We start from the raw sequence: 17,938 nt of genomic DNA on the forward strand, positions 1-17,938 counted from the left end.
ACCGGCAGCGTGCTAGTTCTGTTGCTCCATAAGCACGAGGATTAGAAGTGGCCGAAGTCGTCGCCATCAAGCCCGCCGTCGCTGACGGCCCCGTTCTTGTCAGCCAGGACAAGGGCATCTTGCGCCTCACGCTGGCCAGCCCGCCGGCCAACGCGCTGTCGCTGGCCACGATGGCGGCGCTGCAGGCCGAGTTCGATCGCGTCAGGGCCGACAAATCCGTGCGCGTCATCATCCTCGCGGCATCGGGAAAAGTGTTCTGCGCCGGTCACGATCTCAAGGAAATGACGGCGCATCGCGCTGAAGCGGACCGCGGCAAGGCCTTTTTCGAAAAGACCTTCGCGGCCTGCGCAACCTTGATGCAAACGATCGTGCGCCACCCGAAGCCGGTGATCGCCGAGGTCGACGGTCTCGCCACCGCAGCCGGCCTGCAACTGGTCGCCAGCTGCGACCTTGCCATTGCCTCGCACGAGGCGAGTTTCTGCACGCCTGGCGTCAACATCGGCCTGTTCTGCTCGACGCCGATGGTGGCGCTGTCGCGCAACGTCTCGCGCAAGCAGGCGATGGAGATGCTGCTGACCGGCGAAACGATCGACGCCGCGACCGCCAAGGAATTCGGCCTGATCAACCGCATCGTGCCGCGCGAATATCTGAATCAGGTTGTCAACAAATACGCGCAAACCATTGCATCCAAATCCTCTTTGGTGGTCAAGACCGGCAAGGAAGCATTCTACGCCCAGGCTGAAATGGGGCTGGCCGACGCCTATGCCCATACCGGCCGCGTGATGGTCGAGAACATGCTGGCGCGCGACGCTGAGGAAGGCATCGGCGCCTTCATCGGCAAGCGCAAGCCTGAATGGACCGACGAGTAGCCAACTTGAATGGAGCCGTGCCAATCAATCGCTGAAGGTTCGACGTGGCTGCCCGCAAGCAACTGATGCGGCTGAAAGCGCCTTATCTCAAGCGCATCCTGCTTGAGCCATCGCGCGTCACGGATTGGGAAAAATATCCCTGGAACCTGCCGATCTTCCACGGCCGCGAATTCGAGTTTGAATTCACGAGCGCCATCACCATCATTGTCGGCGAGAACGGCACCGGCAAATCGACGCTGCTGGAAGCGATCGGCGCGTTGGCTGGTTACGACGAAGCCGGCGGTGGCAAGGGCTACCGCCCGGTCGACCATTCCATTGCGATCGACAAAAGCGGCGCGTCCCTTGCCGACACGCTGCGCGGCCATTGGCTGCCGAAGGTCACCGCCGGTTGGTTCTTCCGGGCTGAATCCTTCTATTCCGTCGCACGCTATCTCGACCGGGCGGCTCTCGAAGATCCGTTCAAGCCACCGCCGCCCGATTTCCTCTCCTGGTCGCATGGCGAGGGCTTTATCCGTTTCTTCGAGGAGCGTTGCCGCCGGCAAGGCATCTATATCCTCGACGAGCCCGAAAGCGCGCTGTCGCCCACGCGCCAGATCGAACTCTTGAAACTGCTCCGGCGCATGGAGCAGTCGGGCAGCGCGCAGGTGATCATGGCCACGCACTCGCCTTTGTTGATGGCTTGTCCGAACGCGCGGCTCTTCCGCGTCAGGCGCTCCGGGCTGGACCTCGTCGATTTTCAGGACACCGATCATTTTCGCATGATGCGCGACTTCTGCAGCGATCCGGCTGCCTTTCTCGCCGAAGCGCTGTATGAGGACGAACCATGAACCACGATACCTACGACAACAGCTATATCGCCGGCATCCTGAATGCGGTGAAGACGATCGCCATGGTCGGCGCTTCGCCCAACGATGTGCGGCCAAGCTACTTCGTGCTGAAATATCTTTTGGCCAAGGGCTTTTCGGTAGTGCCGATCAATCCCGGTCATGCCGGCAAGCAGATCCTCGGACAGACGGTTTATGCCAGCCTCGCCGACCTGCCGCTGCCGGTCGACATGGTGGACATCTTTCGCGCTTCCTCAGCGGTGCCGGGCATCGTCGACCAGGTGCTGAAGCTTGACCCGCTGCCCAAGGTCGTCTGGATGCAACTTGGCGTGCGCCACGACGAGGCGGCGGCCCGTGCCGAAGCCGCCGGCATCAAGGTGGTAATGAACCGCTGCCCGAAGATCGAATACGGCAAGCTGTCCGGCGAGATCGGATGGACCGGGGTCAACTCCGGCGTGCTGTCATCGAAAAAACCCTTGATGCGCCAGGGGTTTCAGAGCTTCGGCGTAAGGCAGAAATAGGCGCGCGGTAATTCGCGCAAAATTATTCCGGGAAGAATTGGATTTTTCCTGGCGTTCGCCGCAGATCGCACGCCGAAAGGTATTTTCTTCTTTGCATTCCCATTCGGGCTTCGGCATGAATGCCCGGCGATTTTCGAAAGATTTGAGAGGGAGGTTTCGATGACCCGTACGCCTGGTTTCAACACGCTCGCTGTTCATGCCGGCGCAAAGCCCGATCCGGCAACCGGCGCGCGCGCCACGCCGATCTACCAGACCACCTCCTTTGTCTTCGACGATGCCGACCATGCCGCCTCGCTGTTCGGGCTGAAGGCCTTCGGCAACATCTACACCCGCATCATGAATCCGACGCAGGCGGTTCTCGAGGAACGCGTCGCGGCACTGGAAGGCGGCACGGCGGCGCTCGCCGTCGCTTCGGGCCACGCCGCCCAGGTCATCGTCTTCCACAATCTGATGCAGCCGGGTGACAACTTCATCGCCGCCAACAAGCTCTATGGCGGTTCGATCAACCAGTTCGGCCATGCCTTCAAGAATTTCGGCTGGGAAGTTCGCTGGGCCGAAGCAAACGATCCGGCGACTTTCGAAAGCCAGATCGACGACAGGACCAAGGCGATCTTCATCGAGAGCCTTGCCAACCCCGGCGGCGTCTTCGTCGATATCGAGAAGATCGGCGACATCGCCCGCAAGCACGGCCTGCCGTTGATCGTCGACAACACGTTGGCCTCGCCCTATCTGGTCCGGCCGATCGAGCACGGCGCCGATATCGTCGTGCATTCGCTGACCAAGTTCATCGGCGGCCATGGCAATTCCATCGGCGGCGTCATCGTCGATGGTGGCACCTTCGACTGGTCGAAGTCCGGCAAATACCCGATGCTGTCGGAGCCGCGGCCCGAATATGGCGGCCTCGTCCTGCACGAGACCTTCGGCAATTTCGCCTTCGCCATTGCCGCGCGCGTGCTCGGCCTGCGCGACATCGGCCCGGCGATCTCGCCGTTCAACGCCTTCCTGATCCTGACGGGCTTGGAAACACTGCCGCTGCGCATGCAGCGCCATTGTGACAACGCGGTGAGCATCGCGGCTTGGCTTTCGAACCATCCGAAAGTCGCGTGGGTGAACTATCCCGGACTGCCGAGCGACAAGAACAATGCCTTGCAGAAGAAGTACTCGCCGCAAGGCGCCGGCGCTGTGTTCACCTTCGGCCTCAAGGGCGGCTACGAAGCCGGCATCAAATTCGTCGAGGCGCTTGAGCTGTTCTCGCATCTCGCCAATGTCGGTGACACCAAGTCGCTGGTCATCCATCCGGCTTCGACCACGCACCGCCAGCTGTCCGATGAGCAGAAGGTCAAGGCCGGCGCCGGGCCGGACACGGTGCGGCTGTCGATCGGCATAGAAGACGTCAACGACATCGTCGCCGATCTCGAGCAAGCGCTCGGCAAGGTCTGATATGTCGGCCTTCCTTGCGGTCAATGTCGACAGCGTCGAACCGGAGGCCGGCGCGCCGGCCCCGGATCGCGTGCTGTCGGGCGATCCGAAATTCCGCACCTGGAATGTCGAGGAGCGCGACGGCGGCCTCTATGCCGGCATCTGGGAAGCGACGCCGGGCAAATGGCGCATCGTCTATGACGAATGGGAGTTCTGCCACATCCTGTCCGGCATGTCGGTGATCGCCGAGGACGGCGGCGAGGCACGTACTGTGAGGGCCGGCGACAGCTTCGTGCTGAGGCCGGGCTTCAAGGGCACATGGGAGGTGCTGGAGACGACGCGCAAGGAATATGTGATCCGGCTTTGACGGCTTCGGCCGGTTCACAGCAGTCTATCGATATCGCCGTCGGAAAAGCCGCATTGGCTCATCATCTCCCGGTGCCACGGGCAGCCGAGCAGTTCATTCAGGCACCGATCCACTTCTTGACGTAGCGCGGTACTGCTCTTGGCCAGCGCGAAGGCGCCGGCGGCGGGCTGCTTCTCGGATGCCGGAACATCGACGACGTCGAGCCGCGCAGCGGGTCGCTGGGCGATGTAACCTCGATGCGCCATGGCGACGCTGGCATAAGCCTGCACCGCGCCCTTTGCCACGGCCTCCGCTGCCTGCGCCTGCGTTGCGAATATCCTGACCCGATCGGGCGGAACGCCGTTCTGCAAAGCGGTTTGATGCTGGATCTGATCCGCTATTACGGCAAGTATCGCTGAAGGGTGCCGGGCGAGGGAGCGGTAGCCCTTCAGCCCTAACGGATTATCCTTGGCGACCATCAGTCCGTCAGGCAACGACCAAATCGGCCGTGTAAAGTCCACGAGCCTTTTGCGCTCGTCCGAGACGAACAGACCTGTCGTCATGTCCCAACGACCGTCGGCCACTCCGGGCAGCAGTTCGGCGAACTCCGCCTCGATCGGCGAGAAGTCCCCCAGGTCGAGCATCTGGCAAATTTTCGAGGCGAGCTTTGTATCGCAGCCATCGACCCTGCCGGAAGCATCGGTGAAGCAGAAGGGAGGTTCCTGCAGGAACGCGAATCTCATTTCGTGGTTTCTCGAAGAGCAACCCTTAGTCTCTCCAGCCCATGGAAATGATAGGTGTCGCGGAAACGCGGCGCTTCTGCCAGGCGCAGATCCGGCAGTCGGTCGAACAGCGTCTTCAGCGACACCTGCAGCTCCAGCCTGGCCAGCGGTGCGCCGATGCAGAAATGGATGCCAGCGCCGAAGGAGACATTCTTCTGGTCCGCGCGGGCCGGATTGAAGGTGTCGGGTTCGGCAAAGGCCAGCGGGTCGTGATTGGCCATGCCGAGCAGCAGTGCGACCATCTCGCCGGGCTTGACCAGAATGCCCGGCGACACTTCGATCTCCTCATAGGCATAACGCAGAAACATATGCAGCGGCGCGTCGAAGCGCAGGCTCTCCTCGACTGCCGCGGCGTTTTTCTCCGGAGTTTCGAAGAAGCGGCGCGGATCGCCGCCTTGCGCCAGGATCGAGCGCACCGCATTGCCGGTCTGGTGCACGGTCGCTTCATGGCCGGCATTGAGAAGCAGGATCGCCGACGACACCAGCTCGTCCTCCGAAAGCCTCTGGCCGTTGTCCTGGGCCTCGATCAGCAGCGACAGCAGATCGTCGCCCGGCTTCTTGCGCCGCTCGGCCGCGTAGCCGCGCAGGAAAGCCGCGAAATCCCGCGCGGCGCGGTTGGCCGTGTCCTCGGTCTCGCGCGTGCGGCCATGCATATACATGGCGACCATCCGATGCGACCAGTCGAGCAGTTGCGGCCCCATCTCGACCGGAACGCCGAGCATTTCGGCGATGATCGTGATCGGCAAGGGCGAGGCGTAAGCGGGCAGAAGGTCGACACCGTTTGGTTCGAAGCGGTCGATCAATTCGTTGGCCAGCACCTCGATGCGCGGCCTGAGCCGCTCGACCTGGCGCGAGACGAAGGCGCGGTTGACCAGCGTTCTGAGCCGCGTATGCACCGGCGGCTCGAGCTCCAGCATGGAATTGGCCTCGATCGCGTCGAAGGCCGCAAGATGCGAACGGTCGTCACCAACGCCGCGGCTGTCGGGAATCCCGGCCGGATTCTGGCGGCCGAAACGGCGGTCGCGCAGCAGGCGGTTGACGTCGTCGAAGCCGCCGAAACACCAGAAGCCGTAGTCTTCCCAGAAGAACGCGTTGGCAGCGTCATGCAGGAAGGCATAGGCCTCATAGGGGTTCTGGACGAAGGCCGGCTCATGCGGGTCGAGACGCAGGCGGCGGCTGGTTGGGTCGAAGGCGAGATAGGCTGGCATCATGCTGGATCATTACCGCGCCTTGTCAGGCCGATGCTAGACCATGTCTTGGCGCCCGCAACTCAGAAGCGTTGAGCCAGGCCGCAGCCTTGCGCGGGTTCGACACACCATCACGCGGACGACCCAACCGTTAATGCCCTGTCTTCAGGATGCCTGCGACCTTGGTGGCGATCGCCGCGTCGAGCGCCGGCCAATCCGCCAGCAACTCGCGCGGAAAACGATAGGTCAGGCTGAGGTCGTCACCGACCTGGATGTCGCGCTCGCAGGGCGCCAGCGATTCCTCCGCGCTCGGACCGCTGAGGCAGCGGGCGACGAACGGGTCCTTGCCGGGGCGTTCGGCGACGGCCAGCACCTCGTTGAGATAGCCTGATTTTTCCGTGAAGGCGTAAACCGTCGTGCCGCCTGGGCCGGGCGTGCCCGGCTTTTCGATCAGCGCGCTGTAGATCGGCGCGAAGCGGCCGCTCATGTCGCGCGACATCATCCGCGGCTCGAATGACAGGAAAATGATCTTCCTGGTCGTCGTGTGGTTGAAGTCGTCGCGCGCGGCCGTGCTGTAGCCGTCCATTTCGGGATAGCGCAGATAGAGGTCGAGCCGCGAGGCGATGCCGTCGCGCCTCGCCTGGTCGAAGCGGATGAAGTTTGCCGGCACTCTGATCAGATTGTTGCCCATGACGACCTGACGCACCGTCGCGTCATCCGTATAGCCAGCCATGGCGATCGACCGTCCAAGCCATTTGCCGCCGACGCTGATGGCCACCGAAAGCAGCGCCAGCGCCGCGAAGACGTAGAAGACCCGCCTCATCAAGGTCGAATCGACGACCGCGAAGTCCGGGCTCTCGGCGACATTTGCCTGTCTCATTGCTCTTTCCCGATCCGCCTGCCTGTCCTTCGGCGGCACAGCCTGCGCGGCACGGCTCTTGCAGCGCGTTGGCACGACTGTGCGTTTTCATGGTAAATGGTTGGTAAACATGGGTCCCGTTGTGCTTGTTCTTTACGCTTTTGCGGTTGGTCTCACGGCCTGCGGGCTGTCCGGATCTGTCATGGAACTGCTGTCGGGCCGGCGCCTGGCCTTTGCCGAACCCTATGTTTCGCCTGTTCATATCCTGCGTTCGCTGGCGGCAACGGCTTGCGCCGGGCCGTTCATGCTCACCAACGAGGCTTTGGCCGCCCGCCGCGAAGGCCGCATCGGCACGATGGCGCTGTTGTCCTGCGGTTGCACGGCCATCGCCTGGGCGCTGGCGCTCGGCGTCGTGCTCATCGCCATTGCATCCTGGGCGACGGCCAACCTAGGGTCTTTCGAGTTCGCTGGTTGAGACGAATCGGAGACGAAAAATGCCGGTCTATGCGATCGATGGGAAGGCGCCTGAGTTCGAGGACGCCGGTACGAACTGGATCGCGCCGGACGCGACGCTGATCGGCAACATCACGATTGGCCGCAATGTCGGCTTCTGGTTCGGCGTAGTCGTTCGCGGCGATGGCGAGCTCATTGCGATCGGCGCCGACACCAATGTGCAGGAACATACGATCATGCACACCGATCCCGGCTTTCCGCTGACCATCGGCGAAGGCTGCACGATCGGCCACAGGGCGCTGCTGCATGGCTGCACTGTCGGCGACAACAGCCTCATCGGCATGGGCGCCATCGTGCTCAACGGCGCCAGGATCGGCAACAACTCGCTGGTCGGCGCCGGCGCGCTGGTGACCGAAAACAAGGTTTTTCCGGACAATTCGCTGATCGTCGGTTCGCCCGCCAAGGTGATAAGGACGCTGGACGAAGCGGCGATCGAGCGGCTGCGCGTCTCGGCCGCGCATTACGTGGCCAACGCAAAACGCTTCAAGGCCAAGCTGAAGCCAGTGTGACGGCGGCAGCAACTCCGCGCGACCTCATCCGGGGCGGCTGTTCATCGCTTCGCGCAGCAGAAAAGCGCCGACCTCGAAACCAGCCCCTTCCGCGCCTTCCAGCGCTGTTTCGTAGTCGTCGATGCGAGTCCTCAGCAAAGGGTCCGCGCCCGCGAGCAGCAGCAGATGGATCGCCCCGGCATCACGCCGGGACACCGCATAGTGCAGGGGCGTCCAGTCGTTCACGCCGCGCAAATCCGGGTCTGCGCCATGCCCAAGCAGGATATGGATGACGTCCAGCCTGTCCGGCCGCTCCGTCGACAGCGCCGCAATGATCGAAGGAAACCCGGCAGGATCTTCATAATTCGGGTTCGAGCCGGCATCGAGCAAGGCGGTGATGAACGTGGCCGGGCTCCAGTAGATGGCATATTCCAGCGGATGACCAAGGCCGAGCTCGAACGGCATCCGCTCGTCGAACCAGCGTGTCGAGCCGCCAAGCGCTTTGCCAAGCCCCTCGAAGTCGCCCGCCTTGAAGGCGCCGTCTATAGCCATGAACAGCCGATGTCTGGCGCCGCGATCCTCAGGGAGTTCCAGCATCGCCTTGATCCGCAATGAACGAGGCATTCTGCTCCCATCCGCCTCGCTCGAAAAGGGCGCACCAGCGCCGCGTCGACAGGCGCGGCCCAAAATAGCGGAGCCGGCCCCGGGGACAGGGGCCGGCTCCTAAAACCCGGTCGTTGGGGACGGGGAGGGTGGGGACTCGACCGGGCTTTCTCCTTGGGTATGTCGCCGCGTCACGGCGACGTACCCGATGGCTTTGGCGCCTCAGCGGACGCTGGCGACGGCGTCCTCGCGGCCGTCGTTGATCGTCTCCCAAACGCCCGAATTCTCCGTCGATTGACGCTTGAGGTAGGTGTAGACCGTGTCGTTCCAGGCGAGCACTTTCGGCTCGAGATTGTCGAGAATGAATTCGCCGAGGCTGGTGCGCACCGTGAGCACCGCATGGCCGTCGCCATTCGGCTGGCGCACCACCGTCATCAAAAGATTGCCGGCCGGCACGCCGACGGCCATCAACTCGCGGCGCTTCTCCAGCGCGTAGTCCTCGCAGTCGCCATAGCCGTTGTCGGGATAGGCCCAGTATTCCTCGACACCGTAGATCTCCATATCGGTGCGCGGCTTGACCCGGACGTTGACCGAATTGTTGACGTTGACGATCGTCGCCCACAGCTTGCGCGTCAGCTCGACCGGCGGACCCTTCGGCGTCCGTTGGTTACATTCGACCGGAATGCGCTGGCAGAAATCGTAGTGGCCGACCGGCTGGGTGGTGCGGCCACCCGTATGCATGAAAGCCGGTCCTGCGCTTGCCGTGCCCCACGCGGAAAGCTGCATCGCCATTGCCAAGAGCAACAGCTTGCCCCTCGTCATTTTCATTGTTGTAGTCTCCCCGTTCGAAGGAGACTGTGCCACGTTGGGATTTATTTGACGCAAAAACCCGAAGTAGATATTGAGTAAAACCTCAGTAGAATAAACATAAAATTTGAACTATCTCGATCTTGGATTGTTCAGGTTTTACCCGGTTCGCACGAGATCCTGGTGACGCGCCAGGCGGTGCCAAAGGCGGGCAACAAAAAACCGGCCGTTAACGGCCGGTTCGCTTCGCGCTTGCAGTACGGTCGCGTCAAGAGCGCGGCGCGTTGAATTCCTGATCGAGCGTTTCCGGCCGCTGGATGACCGCGAACTCGATGGCGACGCCGTCCTCGAAATGGCGCACCACCTGGCCGCGCATCGTGCCGAGCGTGACCTGGACGCCGATGGCCGGCTTGACGTCGATCTCGATCGCCGCGCCGGAGAGCGACAGGTCGATGATGCGGCACTGATACTGGCGCCCGTCGGTAAGCTGCAGGACGCTCATCGGATTACGCGGCGCCACGCGCTCGTGGCGGCGGTCCTCGGGCAGGTCGAGCTCATGCTTGTTGGCAAGCCAGGTGAGCTGCGCGGCAAGCTTGTCCTTCTTGCGATCCGAGGCGATGACGGTCATGGCGAAACCGTCCTGTGAGGTGCGCGTCACGATGCCTTCGACACGGCCGATATGGTCGATATAGGCGATCACCTTCTCGCCCGGCATGCCGATACGGTCGGTGCGCAACGCGACGTTGCCGGGCGACATGTCGATCACCTGGCATGGATGCTCGGTACGGTCTTCCAGCATGAAGCGCCCGTAAATCTTGACGCGGACACGCTGAAAGTTGCGCCGCTCAGCTCGTGACGGCGCATATTCTACCGCCGCTGACCTCATGACTGGCTACACCCTGTTGGCATTCCACGCGACGATGCGAGGAATTTCGCCCGAAAAACTACAGCAAAGCAGGTTAACAAACGGGAAAAATCGGCCGCGAAAGCCTGGGCCTGGAGGCTCGCGCGACGCAGAAAAATCAACCGCGAGCGAGGAGAAAATCCCGCGCGGCCAGGCTCACTCGTGACGTCCGCCGTCGAGGACGACGAGATGGCGGATGCGGCGCACGCGGCCGAGCGCCGAAATGGTCTCCGGAGGATCGAATTCCGCCGGAACGAGCGAGGGGACGTCGATCGCCGGACGGTTCTTCAGGAACATCGGCTCCTTGTCGGGATCTATCACCCGGATCGTATCGATGAGCGCATCGGCGAGCGGATCGGCGCCAAGCCAGAACGGCTTATCGGCAGTGCTGATGATGCCGAGGCAGCGCGGGTTTTCGGCGCCCCCGTCCAACGGCAGCGCCAGGAGTTCGAATTTGTGGGAACGGCCGTTGCGGCTGAACCCCTCATAGGTCATGAGCAGAACCGATTTCTGATTGAAAACGCCCTGCATGAGCCGCGATACAAGCCGCTGATCCTTCTCGCGCCAGAGCGAAGGGAAGGAGAATCCCTTGAGCTCCCGGCCATAATAGGCGCAGAGCCGCGTGCCCGCGAGCCGGAACACCGCCTCACCGCGCGTGTCGCGCTCCAGGATGAAGGTGTCGGCCAAAAGCGACTTGATGTCGGCCGGCTCCACCTCCGATCGCTTTGGGGCGAGGCGACCATCACGCAGCCGGTTCCAATATTGGAACAGCGCGATTGATCCTTTTTCTTTCATGTCCATTCCGCTCCGCACAATCTGTCTTTTGATGTCCCATCGGCGAACAGACAGGGCGCCCTCCGATGACCTTCATGCGGTGCGGAGCAGGATGCGTGCCAGTATCGTTAACGTTTGTTCACGCCTCGGGATCGTTAAGGTTAACAAGTGGTTTACATTGCGCGCTGCCGAGGCCTATGGCACACCAAAACCACTCCAAAACGGTCGTTCCTGCAGCGATCGGCAGCACTTCAGTCACGAGTTTATGGGGAGCAGGGGACTCGACCGGCCGTTCAGGGAAATCCTGGACGGCCTTCTTTTTGATTCGCCCCCGTTCTGATTCGCTCCTTTTCCGATCTGGGCTGTGGCGATTAGCCGTTTGTGATTCGAAAGAGCGTGATCTACATGCTCGCCGAAAACCCTAAGCCCCAGACCCGCAAAGGCGCATGAGCGAGCCTGTAAGCCCCACTGAAACCGAACCGACGCCGGACGAGGCCCCCGAGCCGCGGCGCCGCGAACCCGTGTTCAACCTGCCGCCGGTGGTGCTCACCGTGATCGGCATATGCGCGGCCGTGTATCTGCTGCAGCAATATGTGCTGAACGAAACGCAGCAAATGACGCTGCTCTATGACGGTGCCTTCATTCCGGTGCTGTACACGGGCCAGTACGGCTTCGACTGGTTCCTGTTCACGCGTCCGTTCACCTATGCGTTCATGCACGGGGGCGTTGCCCATATAGCCATCAACATGATCTGGCTTGCAGCCTTCGGTTCGCCGCTCGCCAATCGTCTCGGCGCGCTGCGTTTCGCGGTGTTCTATGCCGCGACGGGCCTGGCCTCGGTCGTTTTGTTCTGGGCGCTGCATCCCTATGGCGAGGCGCCGCTCGTCGGTGCCTCGGGCGCGATCTCCGGCATGATGGGCGCGGCCGCGCGCTATGGCTTCCGCGTCGACCGCTCGTCGGGCAGTGCGGCCTTCGCAGGTGAGCCGTTACCGATCGCATCCGTGCTGCGCTCGCGCGGCGTCATGACCTTTCTCGGCGTTTGGATGGTGATCAATCTTGCCACGGGCCTGCTTGGCTTTGCGCCGGGCATCGATGGTCAGATCGCGTGGGAAGCCCATATCGGCGGCTTCGTCGCCGGCTTTTTCGGACTGCGTTTTTTCGACCGTCCGCAGGCTGCCGCCTAGTCCTTAGGCGCACTTGAAATGCAGCCAATCACGGCGCACGATGTTCGCCAAGCACCCGGCGTCTTTCTGAGGGCGCCGGGGCTCAAAAGCCGGTCAGGGCGGGGAGCCGGCGTCAACGGCAGTGGAGGACGCCATGACGGTTAAGGCAATTCTTGAAAGCAAAGGCCATGACGTGTTCACGCTCGGGCCCAATGAAAAACTCAGCGAGGCCATTCGCATGCTGGCCGAGCACAGGATCGGCGCGCTCGTCATCACCAATGGCGATCGCAAGATCGTCGGCATTCTGTCGGAGCGCGATATCGTCAGGGTGGTGGCCAGGGAAGGCGCTGCCGCGCTCGACATCGCCGTGCGCTCGGCGATGACGCCGAAGGTCAAGATCTGCAACGAAAACCATACGGTCAACGAGGTCATGGAGATCATGACGCGTGGCCGCTTCCGCCATCTGCCGGTGGAAAAGGGCGGCCAGCTCGACGGCATCGTCTCCATCGGCGACGTGGTCAAGCGCCGCATTGAGGATGTCGAGCGCGAAGCCGAAGAGATGAAGGCCTACATCGCTACTGCCTAAGCAGGCAAGGCGAGGAAACCGCCGGCTGTTTCCAGCCGGCGGTGCGACGCGTTCTATCGGTTGTCGAGCTCGGCGCGGACGAGTTGGAGCCCGCGTCGTGTGATGCGGTAAGGGCCGCCATCCGTCGAGGAAACCGCTTTCTTGCGCCTCAATTTTCGAAAGAGCTCCAGGTCGAAGCCCGGATAACGCCAGCCGTCGCGGGTCAGGCATTGGGCCGAGGCGATCTTCCTACTCTCGTTCTTTTCGATTTCGATACGCCCGCCCTGCGCGAGCAGGTGCAGGATGCGCTGTTCGTTGCGCGATATGTCCATTGAAGAATTCCCGGGAAAAACAACAAAAGCCGCCGCCGCGAGACATCGCGGCACGGGGTTTCAGGTTTTTCTGCCCTGCCTCGCTCAAGAGGTCAGGGCTTCACCGGGACTGAGCGTAAGTGGACATCCACTCTCCATAGGGGTGGACGCTTCTTAGGCGAAAGCGCAGGAAAAGGCCAGCGGACGGCTTTGCGCTTGTCTCGCCGGGCGGTTTGCACTAGCGAAGTTGCTCGTCAAACTATCCTTTTGCGCATATTCGCGAATTCTAAGATACGCAGGCCTCCATGAGCATCATCGACACCCGCACCCCCGACGCGAAACGTCTGATCCCCGGCGCCACCGGCGACTGGGAAATCATCATCGGGCTCGAAGTGCATGCGCAAGTGATCTCGGAAGCCAAGCTCTTTTCCGGCGCCTCGACCTCGTTCGGCGCGGCGCCCAATGCCAATGTCAGCCTGGTCGACGCGGCGATGCCCGGCATGCTGCCGGTCATCAACGAGGAATGCGTCAAGCAGGCGATCCGCACCGGGCTGGGCCTGAAGGCCGCGATCAACCACAAGTCGGTCTTCGACCGGAAGAACTATTTCTATCCGGACTTGCCGCAGGGCTACCAGATCTCGCAGTTCAAGCAGCCGATCGTCGGCGAGGGCAAGGTGATCGTCTCGGTCGGCCCTGATCGCCAGGGCGAGTTCGAGGATATCGAGGTCGGCATCGAGCGCCTGCATCTGGAACAGGATGCCGGCAAGTCGATGCATGATCAGCACCCGACCATGTCCTATGTCGATCTCAACCGCTCCGGCGTGGCGCTGATGGAGATCGTCTCCAAGCCCGATATCCGTTCGGCCGACGAAGCCAAGGCCTATGTCACCAAGCTGCGCTCGATCATGCGCTATCTCGGCACCTGCGACGGCAATATGGACGAAGGCTCGCTGCGTGCCGACGTCAACGTCTCGGTGCGCCGTCCGGGCGGTGCCTTCGGCACGCGTTGCGAGATCAAGAACATGAACTCGATCCGCTTCATCGGCCAGGCCATTGAATATGAGGCGCGCCGCCAGATCGCCATTCTGGAGGACGGCGGCAAGATCGATCAGGAGACGCGCCTGTTCGACGCTGTCAAAGGTGAGACGCGTTCGATGCGTTCCAAGGAAGAGGCGCATGACTATCGCTATTTCCCGGATCCCGACCTTTTGCCACTGGAGTTCGACCAGGCCTATGTCGATGCGCTCGCCACAAGCCTGCCGGAGCTGCCCGACGACAAGAAGGCTCGGCTGGTCGATGTGCTCGGCCTCTCGGCCTACGACGCCTCGGTGTTGGTTTCGGAAAAGCCGATCGCGGACTATTTCGAGAAGGTGGCTGCGGGCCGCGACGGCAAGCTCGCCGCCAACTGGGTCATCAACGATCTCCTGGGCCAGCTGAACAAAGCTGGCAAGGACATTGAAAATGCTCCGGTTTCGCCCGAGCAGCTCGGCGCCGTTCTCGATCTGATCAAGGAAGGCACGATCTCCGGCAAGATCGCCAAGGACCTGTTCGAGATCGTCTGGAACGAGGGCGGCGACCCGCGCCAGCTCGTCGAGAGTCGCGGCATGAAGCAGGTCACCGACACCGGCGCCATCGAGAAGGCGGTCGACGAGGTGATCGCCGCCAACCCGGACAAGGCCGAGCAGGCGCGCGCCAAGCCGACCATGGCCGGCTGGTTCGTCGGCCAGGTGATGAAGGCGACCGGCGGCAAGGCCAACCCGCAGGCGGTCAACGATCTCGTCAAGGCCAAGCTCGGCATCGAATAGGCCGATGTTCGTCCGCACCGCCAGCGAGCGCGACCTTGTTGCGGTGCGTGCGCTGCTGGTCGAGACGTGGCACGCGACCTACGACGCCATCTACGGCGCCGAGCGGGTTGCAGCGATCACCGATGACTGGCATTCGATCGCCTCGCTCAAGGCGCGGCTTGTGCGGCCGAATTCCGAGTTCCTGGTCGCCGACGATGGCAAGCGGCTCGGTGGCATGGCTTTCGCCGCCGCCACCACCGACCCGAAGATCGTGCTTCTGAACCAGCTCTACGTGCATCCGGCCTGCCAGCGGCAGGGGATTGGCCGGTTGCTGCTCGATGAGGTCGAGGCCAGCTTCCCGGAGATGCGCACGCTGCGCCTCGAGGTCGAGGAAGCGAACGCCGGGGCCATCGCCTTCTACGAGGCGAACGGGTTCAGGCATGCAGGCAGGACCGCGGATTGCGGCGGCGGTTCGGGGTGGCCCGCGCTCATCCTGGAGAAGCGGCTCGGCTAGATCGGCTGCGAGCATGCCTGGTCATCGCGCGGTTTTGATTTGATCGCGGCGATCCGCGCGATCAAGGCTGCTCCTCGCGGTAGCACCCTCCACAACGCAGAGGCGTCGCCCGCAATGGGGGATTGCCATGCCGAGCTTGCCGGAATTGATGCCGACCGAGGTGTCGGATGAGACTTTTGGCGGCGTGACCTATCACGTCGCGGGCGAACTGGTGCCGGTGCTGTCGGTCGATGTGACCAACATGCCGGTCTATTTCGAACACCACATCCTGCTCTGGAAGAACACCACCATCACCATCGGCCTGAAGTCGCTGAAGGGCGCGCTGAAGCGCATGATCGCCGGCATGCAGATCTTCGTCACCGAGGCGTCCGGGCCGGGCGTCATCGCCTTCAGCCGCGACGGGCCGGGCCATATCGTGCCGATCCATCTCCGGCGCGGCGAGGAGATCCAGGTGCGCGAACATCAGTTTCTGGCCGCGACCGCCAGCGTCGACTACACTTTCGAGCGCGTGCGCGGGCTGGGAACGATGCTGTTCGGCCAGAGCGGCTTCTTCATCGATCGCTTCCGTGGCGAGACCGGCGACGGCATCGTCTGGCTGCACGGCTACGGCAATGTCTTCGAAAAGGTGCTGGCGCCCGGCGAAACCATCGACATCGAGCCCGGCGGCTGGCTGTTCAAGGACGCTTCGGTGAAGATGGATACGAGGATAGACCGCCTTTCCAGCGGCTTCTTCGGCGCAGCCATGAATTTCGTCGTCAATCGCTTCACCGGGCCGGGCCGCGTCGGCATCCAGTCGATGTATCTGCATATGCCGTCGGAAGAGTAGGCGGCTCGATCAAACGAACTTGGCCGATCAGGCGGAAGCGATCTCCACATTGTCGATCAGTCGCGTCGTGCCGAGCCAGGCTGCCGCGAGCATGCGGCCGTCATGGCCTCGCCGCCAGGGTTCGAGCGTGACGCTCGCGCGGGCGGCGACGTAGTCGACCTTTTGGAAGCCGGCGGAGACCAGGGCCTTCGCGGCGGCGGTGGTGGCGTCGGCTTCATCCGTGCCGGTCGAAAGCGCCGCCGCCGTACGGCGCAGGATCACGTTGAGCTTGCGCGCGATGTCGAGCTCGGCCTCGCCCAGATAGGCGTTGCGTGACGACATGGCGAGGCCGTGGGCGTCGCGCACCGTCGGCGCGCCGACGATCTCGACGGGCAGGTCGAGATCGCGGCAGAGCTGCCTGACGACGCAAAGCTGCTGGTAATCCTTCTCGCCGAACACGGCGCAATCGGGCGCCGCCTGCAGGAAGAGCTTGGCCACCACGGTCGCGACGCCGTCGAAGAAATTCGGCCTGAAGTCGGTCTCCAGGCCGCGGGAGGGGCCGCCGACAGAGATTTTCGTGGCGAAACCGGAGGGGTACATTTCGCTCACGCCGGGCGTGAAGGCGAGATGCGCGCCAGCGTACTGCAACCGGTCGAGATCGCGCGCCAGCTGGCGCGGATATTTGTCGAGATCTTCCGTCGGCGCGAACTGCGTCGGGTTGACGAAGATCGAGACGACGCAGCGCTCGGCCCGTTCGAGCGCGATCCGGACCAGCGAGATATGGCCGTCATGCAGCGCGCCCATGGTTGGCACCATGGCCACCTTGAGGCCTGCCCGCCGCCAGTCCCGGACTTGCGCCCGAAGGGCAGTGACGCTGTCGACGACGATTGGCGCGTTCATGTCTTGTCCTTGCCGGAGGCCGTCTTGAAGACGTGGTCGGGGCCAGGGAAGGCGCGGCCGCGCACCTCGGCTGCGTAGCGCGCCGCCGCATCCGCTATCGCGCTGCGCAAGTTGGCGTATTCCTTGACGAATTTCGGCACGCGGTCGACGGTCATGCCGACCATGTCGTCGATCACCAGGATCTGGCCGTCGCAGTCGGCGCTGGCGCCGATGCCGATGGTCGGTATGGAAATGTGACGGGTAAGCTTCGCGGCCACGGCTTCCATCGTGCCTTCGATGACGACCGAGAAGGCGCCTGCTTCTTCCACCGCTTCGGCATCGCTGAGCAGCGCGGCGATATTATCCTGCGTCCGGCCCTTGATCTTGTAGCCGCCGTCCTTCTCCACCGACTGCGGTTGCAGGCCGATATGGCCCATGACCGGCATTCCCTCTGCGACGATCGCGGCGATCCGGGAGGCCATGTCGACGCCGCCTTCGAGCTTCACGGCCTGGCAGCCTGTTTCCTTCACGATCCGCCTTGCCGACGCCACGGCTAGCTCCGGCGAGGCCTCATAGCTGCCCGCCGGCATGTCGACGACGACGCACGCCTTGACCGAGCCGCGCATCACGGCCTGGCCGTGCGCGATCATCATCTCCAGCGAGGCGCCGAGCGTCGTGGCGTGGCCATGCAGGACCATGGCGACGCTGTCGCCGACCAGCAGCAGATCGACATGTGGATCGAGCAGACGGGCGACGGGATAGGTATAGGCGGTAAGGCAGACGATCGGCACGCCGCCCTTGCGGCGGCGAATGTTTTCGGCGCTGATCCGGCTGTCGGCCGACGGATACCGGGTCAATCGTCACCCCCCTAGAGCATGATGCCGAAAAGTGTGTAGCGGTTTTCGGACGACACCATGCTCTGGGGCGCGCCCGAAACGGGCGGGCCGAGCTTTAGAAAGACAGGTTACGCTTGGCAAGCCACGTTGCCGCCGGCGACGCAACTGCATCGATTTAATGCATG

22 protein-coding genes are annotated in these 17,938 nt (G+C 62.9%); 12 read left to right on the plus strand and 10 right to left on the minus strand.

What is annotated here, in order from left to right; translation table 11 throughout:
- Positions 1–47: 47 nt before the first annotated feature.
- The 5 genes from WDX12_RS25950 to WDX12_RS25970 all read left to right on the plus strand — a co-directional run bounded on the left by WDX12_RS25950 (position 48) and on the right by WDX12_RS25970 (position 4,000).
- Positions 48–869, plus strand: coding sequence for an enoyl-CoA hydratase (locus WDX12_RS25950; protein ID WP_434722522.1), 822 nt, complete (start codon positions 48–50; stop codon positions 867–869).
- A 44-nt stretch (positions 870–913) separates the two neighbouring features.
- Complete coding sequence (locus WDX12_RS25955; RefSeq protein ID WP_434722523.1) at positions 914–1,696, plus strand: AAA family ATPase; 783 nt, start codon at positions 914–916, stop codon at positions 1,694–1,696.
- Entirely contained in the window at positions 1,693–2,214 is a 522-nt protein-coding gene (locus WDX12_RS25960; protein WP_434722524.1) for a CoA-binding protein, read from the plus strand. Before WDX12_RS25955 ends, WDX12_RS25960 begins: the two co-directional genes overlap by 4 nt.
- A 159-nt stretch (positions 2,215–2,373) precedes the next feature.
- Positions 2,374–3,654, plus strand: a complete 1,281-nt coding sequence (locus WDX12_RS25965; RefSeq protein ID WP_434722525.1) for an O-acetylhomoserine aminocarboxypropyltransferase — start codon at positions 2,374–2,376, stop codon at positions 3,652–3,654.
- 1 nt (position 3,655) lies between these two features.
- Positions 3,656–4,000 carry a cupin domain-containing protein gene (locus WDX12_RS25970; protein ID WP_434722526.1) on the plus strand — a complete coding sequence of 115 codons (345 nt, stop codon included), beginning with the start codon at positions 3,656–3,658 and terminating at the stop codon, positions 3,998–4,000.
- A gap of 14 nt (positions 4,001–4,014) precedes the next feature.
- On the opposite strand, the gene WDX12_RS25975 is transcribed toward WDX12_RS25970, so the two are convergent.
- From WDX12_RS25975 to WDX12_RS25985, 3 genes are all read right to left on the minus strand, one after another.
- On the minus strand, positions 4,015–4,722 hold the full coding sequence (locus WDX12_RS25975) for a transporter substrate-binding domain-containing protein (protein ID WP_434722527.1): 708 nt from the start codon (positions 4,720–4,722) through the stop codon (positions 4,015–4,017).
- Positions 4,719–5,972, minus strand: coding sequence for a cytochrome P450 (locus WDX12_RS25980; protein WP_434722528.1), 1,254 nt, complete (start codon positions 5,970–5,972; stop codon positions 4,719–4,721). Before WDX12_RS25980 ends, WDX12_RS25975 begins: the two co-directional genes overlap by 4 nt.
- 127 nt (positions 5,973–6,099) lie before the next feature.
- On the minus strand, positions 6,100–6,828 hold the full coding sequence (locus WDX12_RS25985; RefSeq protein ID WP_320298036.1) for a hypothetical protein: 729 nt from the start codon (positions 6,826–6,828) through the stop codon (positions 6,100–6,102).
- Positions 6,829–7,009: 181 nt separating this feature from the next.
- Between WDX12_RS25985 and WDX12_RS25990 the strand changes: the two genes are divergently transcribed.
- Positions 7,010–7,282 (plus strand): DUF6949 family protein, encoded by a 273-nt coding sequence (locus WDX12_RS25990; protein ID WP_434722529.1) that lies wholly within the window; start codon positions 7,010–7,012, stop codon positions 7,280–7,282.
- 19 nt (positions 7,283–7,301) lie between these two features.
- Positions 7,302–7,829 carry a gamma carbonic anhydrase family protein gene (locus WDX12_RS25995; RefSeq protein WP_434722530.1) on the plus strand — a complete coding sequence of 176 codons (528 nt, stop codon included), beginning with the start codon at positions 7,302–7,304 and terminating at the stop codon, positions 7,827–7,829.
- Between the two features lie 24 nt (positions 7,830–7,853).
- Here WDX12_RS25995 and WDX12_RS26000 read toward each other — a convergent pair whose 3' ends face one another.
- From WDX12_RS26000 to WDX12_RS26015, 4 genes are all read right to left on the minus strand, one after another.
- Positions 7,854–8,432: an ankyrin repeat domain-containing protein gene (locus tag WDX12_RS26000; RefSeq protein ID WP_434722531.1), complete on the minus strand. Its 579-nt coding sequence runs from the start codon at positions 8,430–8,432 to the stop codon at positions 7,854–7,856.
- A gap of 201 nt (positions 8,433–8,633) precedes the next feature.
- On the minus strand, positions 8,634–9,239 hold the full coding sequence (locus WDX12_RS26005; protein WP_320298033.1) for a transglutaminase-like cysteine peptidase: 606 nt from the start codon (positions 9,237–9,239) through the stop codon (positions 8,634–8,636).
- A gap of 247 nt (positions 9,240–9,486) precedes the next feature.
- Complete coding sequence (locus WDX12_RS26010) at positions 9,487–10,104, minus strand: PilZ domain-containing protein (protein WP_320298032.1); 618 nt, start codon at positions 10,102–10,104, stop codon at positions 9,487–9,489.
- 174 nt (positions 10,105–10,278) lie between these two features.
- Positions 10,279–10,917, minus strand: a complete 639-nt coding sequence (locus WDX12_RS26015) for a PAS domain-containing protein (protein ID WP_434722532.1) — start codon at positions 10,915–10,917, stop codon at positions 10,279–10,281.
- 425 nt (positions 10,918–11,342) lie between these two features.
- Here WDX12_RS26015 and WDX12_RS26020 point away from each other — a divergent pair, with 425 nt between their 5' ends.
- Both WDX12_RS26020 and WDX12_RS26025 read left to right on the plus strand, forming a co-directional pair.
- Entirely contained in the window at positions 11,343–12,080 is a 738-nt protein-coding gene (locus WDX12_RS26020) for a rhomboid family intramembrane serine protease (protein ID WP_434722533.1), read from the plus strand.
- Positions 12,081–12,213: 133 nt separating this feature from the next.
- Positions 12,214–12,645 (plus strand): CBS domain-containing protein, encoded by a 432-nt coding sequence (locus tag WDX12_RS26025; RefSeq protein ID WP_434722534.1) that lies wholly within the window; start codon positions 12,214–12,216, stop codon positions 12,643–12,645.
- A gap of 53 nt (positions 12,646–12,698) precedes the next feature.
- Here the strand turns inward: WDX12_RS26025 and WDX12_RS26030 are convergent, their stop codons facing one another.
- A complete protein-coding gene (locus tag WDX12_RS26030; protein WP_434722535.1) occupies positions 12,699–12,956 on the minus strand; it encodes a YjhX family toxin in 258 nt (85 codons plus the stop codon).
- Between the two features lie 284 nt (positions 12,957–13,240).
- On the opposite strand from WDX12_RS26030, the gene gatB reads away from it, so the two are divergent.
- The 3 genes from gatB to WDX12_RS26045 all read left to right on the plus strand — a co-directional run bounded on the left by gatB (position 13,241) and on the right by WDX12_RS26045 (position 16,059).
- Complete coding sequence (gene gatB, locus WDX12_RS26035) at positions 13,241–14,740, plus strand: Asp-tRNA(Asn)/Glu-tRNA(Gln) amidotransferase subunit GatB (protein WP_434722536.1); 1,500 nt, start codon at positions 13,241–13,243, stop codon at positions 14,738–14,740.
- Positions 14,741–14,744: 4 nt separating this feature from the next.
- The gene (locus tag WDX12_RS26040) at positions 14,745–15,233 is read left to right on the plus strand and encodes a GNAT family N-acetyltransferase (protein ID WP_434722537.1); all 489 of its coding nucleotides are present in this window, start codon (positions 14,745–14,747) and stop codon (positions 15,231–15,233) included.
- A 127-nt stretch (positions 15,234–15,360) separates the two neighbouring features.
- On the plus strand, positions 15,361–16,059 hold the full coding sequence (locus WDX12_RS26045) for an AIM24 family protein (RefSeq protein ID WP_140646928.1): 699 nt from the start codon (positions 15,361–15,363) through the stop codon (positions 16,057–16,059).
- A gap of 27 nt (positions 16,060–16,086) precedes the next feature.
- On the opposite strand, the gene panC is transcribed toward WDX12_RS26045, so the two are convergent.
- Complete coding sequence (gene panC / locus WDX12_RS26050; protein WP_434722538.1) at positions 16,087–16,938, minus strand: pantoate--beta-alanine ligase; 852 nt, start codon at positions 16,936–16,938, stop codon at positions 16,087–16,089.
- The gene (gene panB / locus WDX12_RS26055) at positions 16,935–17,774 is read right to left on the minus strand and encodes a 3-methyl-2-oxobutanoate hydroxymethyltransferase (protein ID WP_434722539.1); all 840 of its coding nucleotides are present in this window, start codon (positions 17,772–17,774) and stop codon (positions 16,935–16,937) included. Before panB ends, panC begins: the two co-directional genes overlap by 4 nt.
- Between the last annotated feature and the right edge of the window lie 164 nt (positions 17,775–17,938).

Origin of the sequence: Mesorhizobium sp. RIZ17 (assembly GCF_051127865.1) — a bacterium.
Taxonomy (GTDB): Bacteria; Pseudomonadota; Alphaproteobacteria; order Rhizobiales; family Rhizobiaceae; genus Mesorhizobium; species Mesorhizobium humile.

Bases quoted from the DNA above. Each gene is read 5' to 3' on its own strand.
- WDX12_RS26015 (WP_434722532.1), bottom strand. From the start codon at position 10,917: ATGAAAGAAAAAGGATCAATCGCGCTGTTCCAATATTGGAACCGGCTG.
- WDX12_RS25995 (WP_434722530.1), top strand. From the start codon at position 7,302: ATGCCGGTCTATGCGATCGATGGGAAGGCGCCTGAGTTCGAGGACGCC.
- WDX12_RS26005 (WP_320298033.1), bottom strand. From the start codon at position 9,239: ATGAAAATGACGAGGGGCAAGCTGTTGCTCTTGGCAATGGCGATGCAG.
- WDX12_RS26010 (WP_320298032.1), bottom strand. From the start codon at position 10,104: ATGAGGTCAGCGGCGGTAGAATATGCGCCGTCACGAGCTGAGCGGCGC.
- WDX12_RS25965 (WP_434722525.1), top strand. From the start codon at position 2,374: ATGACCCGTACGCCTGGTTTCAACACGCTCGCTGTTCATGCCGGCGCA.
- WDX12_RS25970 (WP_434722526.1), top strand. From the start codon at position 3,656: ATGTCGGCCTTCCTTGCGGTCAATGTCGACAGCGTCGAACCGGAGGCC.
- WDX12_RS26020 (WP_434722533.1), top strand. From the start codon at position 11,343: ATGAGCGAGCCTGTAAGCCCCACTGAAACCGAACCGACGCCGGACGAG.
- WDX12_RS26045 (WP_140646928.1), top strand. From the start codon at position 15,361: ATGCCGAGCTTGCCGGAATTGATGCCGACCGAGGTGTCGGATGAGACT.
- WDX12_RS26040 (WP_434722537.1), top strand. From the start codon at position 14,745: ATGTTCGTCCGCACCGCCAGCGAGCGCGACCTTGTTGCGGTGCGTGCG.
- WDX12_RS26025 (WP_434722534.1), top strand. From the start codon at position 12,214: ATGACGGTTAAGGCAATTCTTGAAAGCAAAGGCCATGACGTGTTCACG.
- WDX12_RS26000 (WP_434722531.1), bottom strand. From the start codon at position 8,432: ATGCCTCGTTCATTGCGGATCAAGGCGATGCTGGAACTCCCTGAGGAT.
- panC (WP_434722538.1), bottom strand. From the start codon at position 16,938: ATGAACGCGCCAATCGTCGTCGACAGCGTCACTGCCCTTCGGGCGCAA.
- WDX12_RS25960 (WP_434722524.1), top strand. From the start codon at position 1,693: ATGAACCACGATACCTACGACAACAGCTATATCGCCGGCATCCTGAAT.
- WDX12_RS26030 (WP_434722535.1), bottom strand. From the start codon at position 12,956: ATGGACATATCGCGCAACGAACAGCGCATCCTGCACCTGCTCGCGCAG.
- WDX12_RS25975 (WP_434722527.1), bottom strand. From the start codon at position 4,722: ATGAGATTCGCGTTCCTGCAGGAACCTCCCTTCTGCTTCACCGATGCT.
- WDX12_RS25990 (WP_434722529.1), top strand. From the start codon at position 7,010: ATGGAACTGCTGTCGGGCCGGCGCCTGGCCTTTGCCGAACCCTATGTT.
- WDX12_RS25985 (WP_320298036.1), bottom strand. From the start codon at position 6,828: ATGAGACAGGCAAATGTCGCCGAGAGCCCGGACTTCGCGGTCGTCGAT.
- gatB (WP_434722536.1), top strand. From the start codon at position 13,241: ATGAGCATCATCGACACCCGCACCCCCGACGCGAAACGTCTGATCCCC.
- WDX12_RS25980 (WP_434722528.1), bottom strand. From the start codon at position 5,972: ATGATGCCAGCCTATCTCGCCTTCGACCCAACCAGCCGCCGCCTGCGT.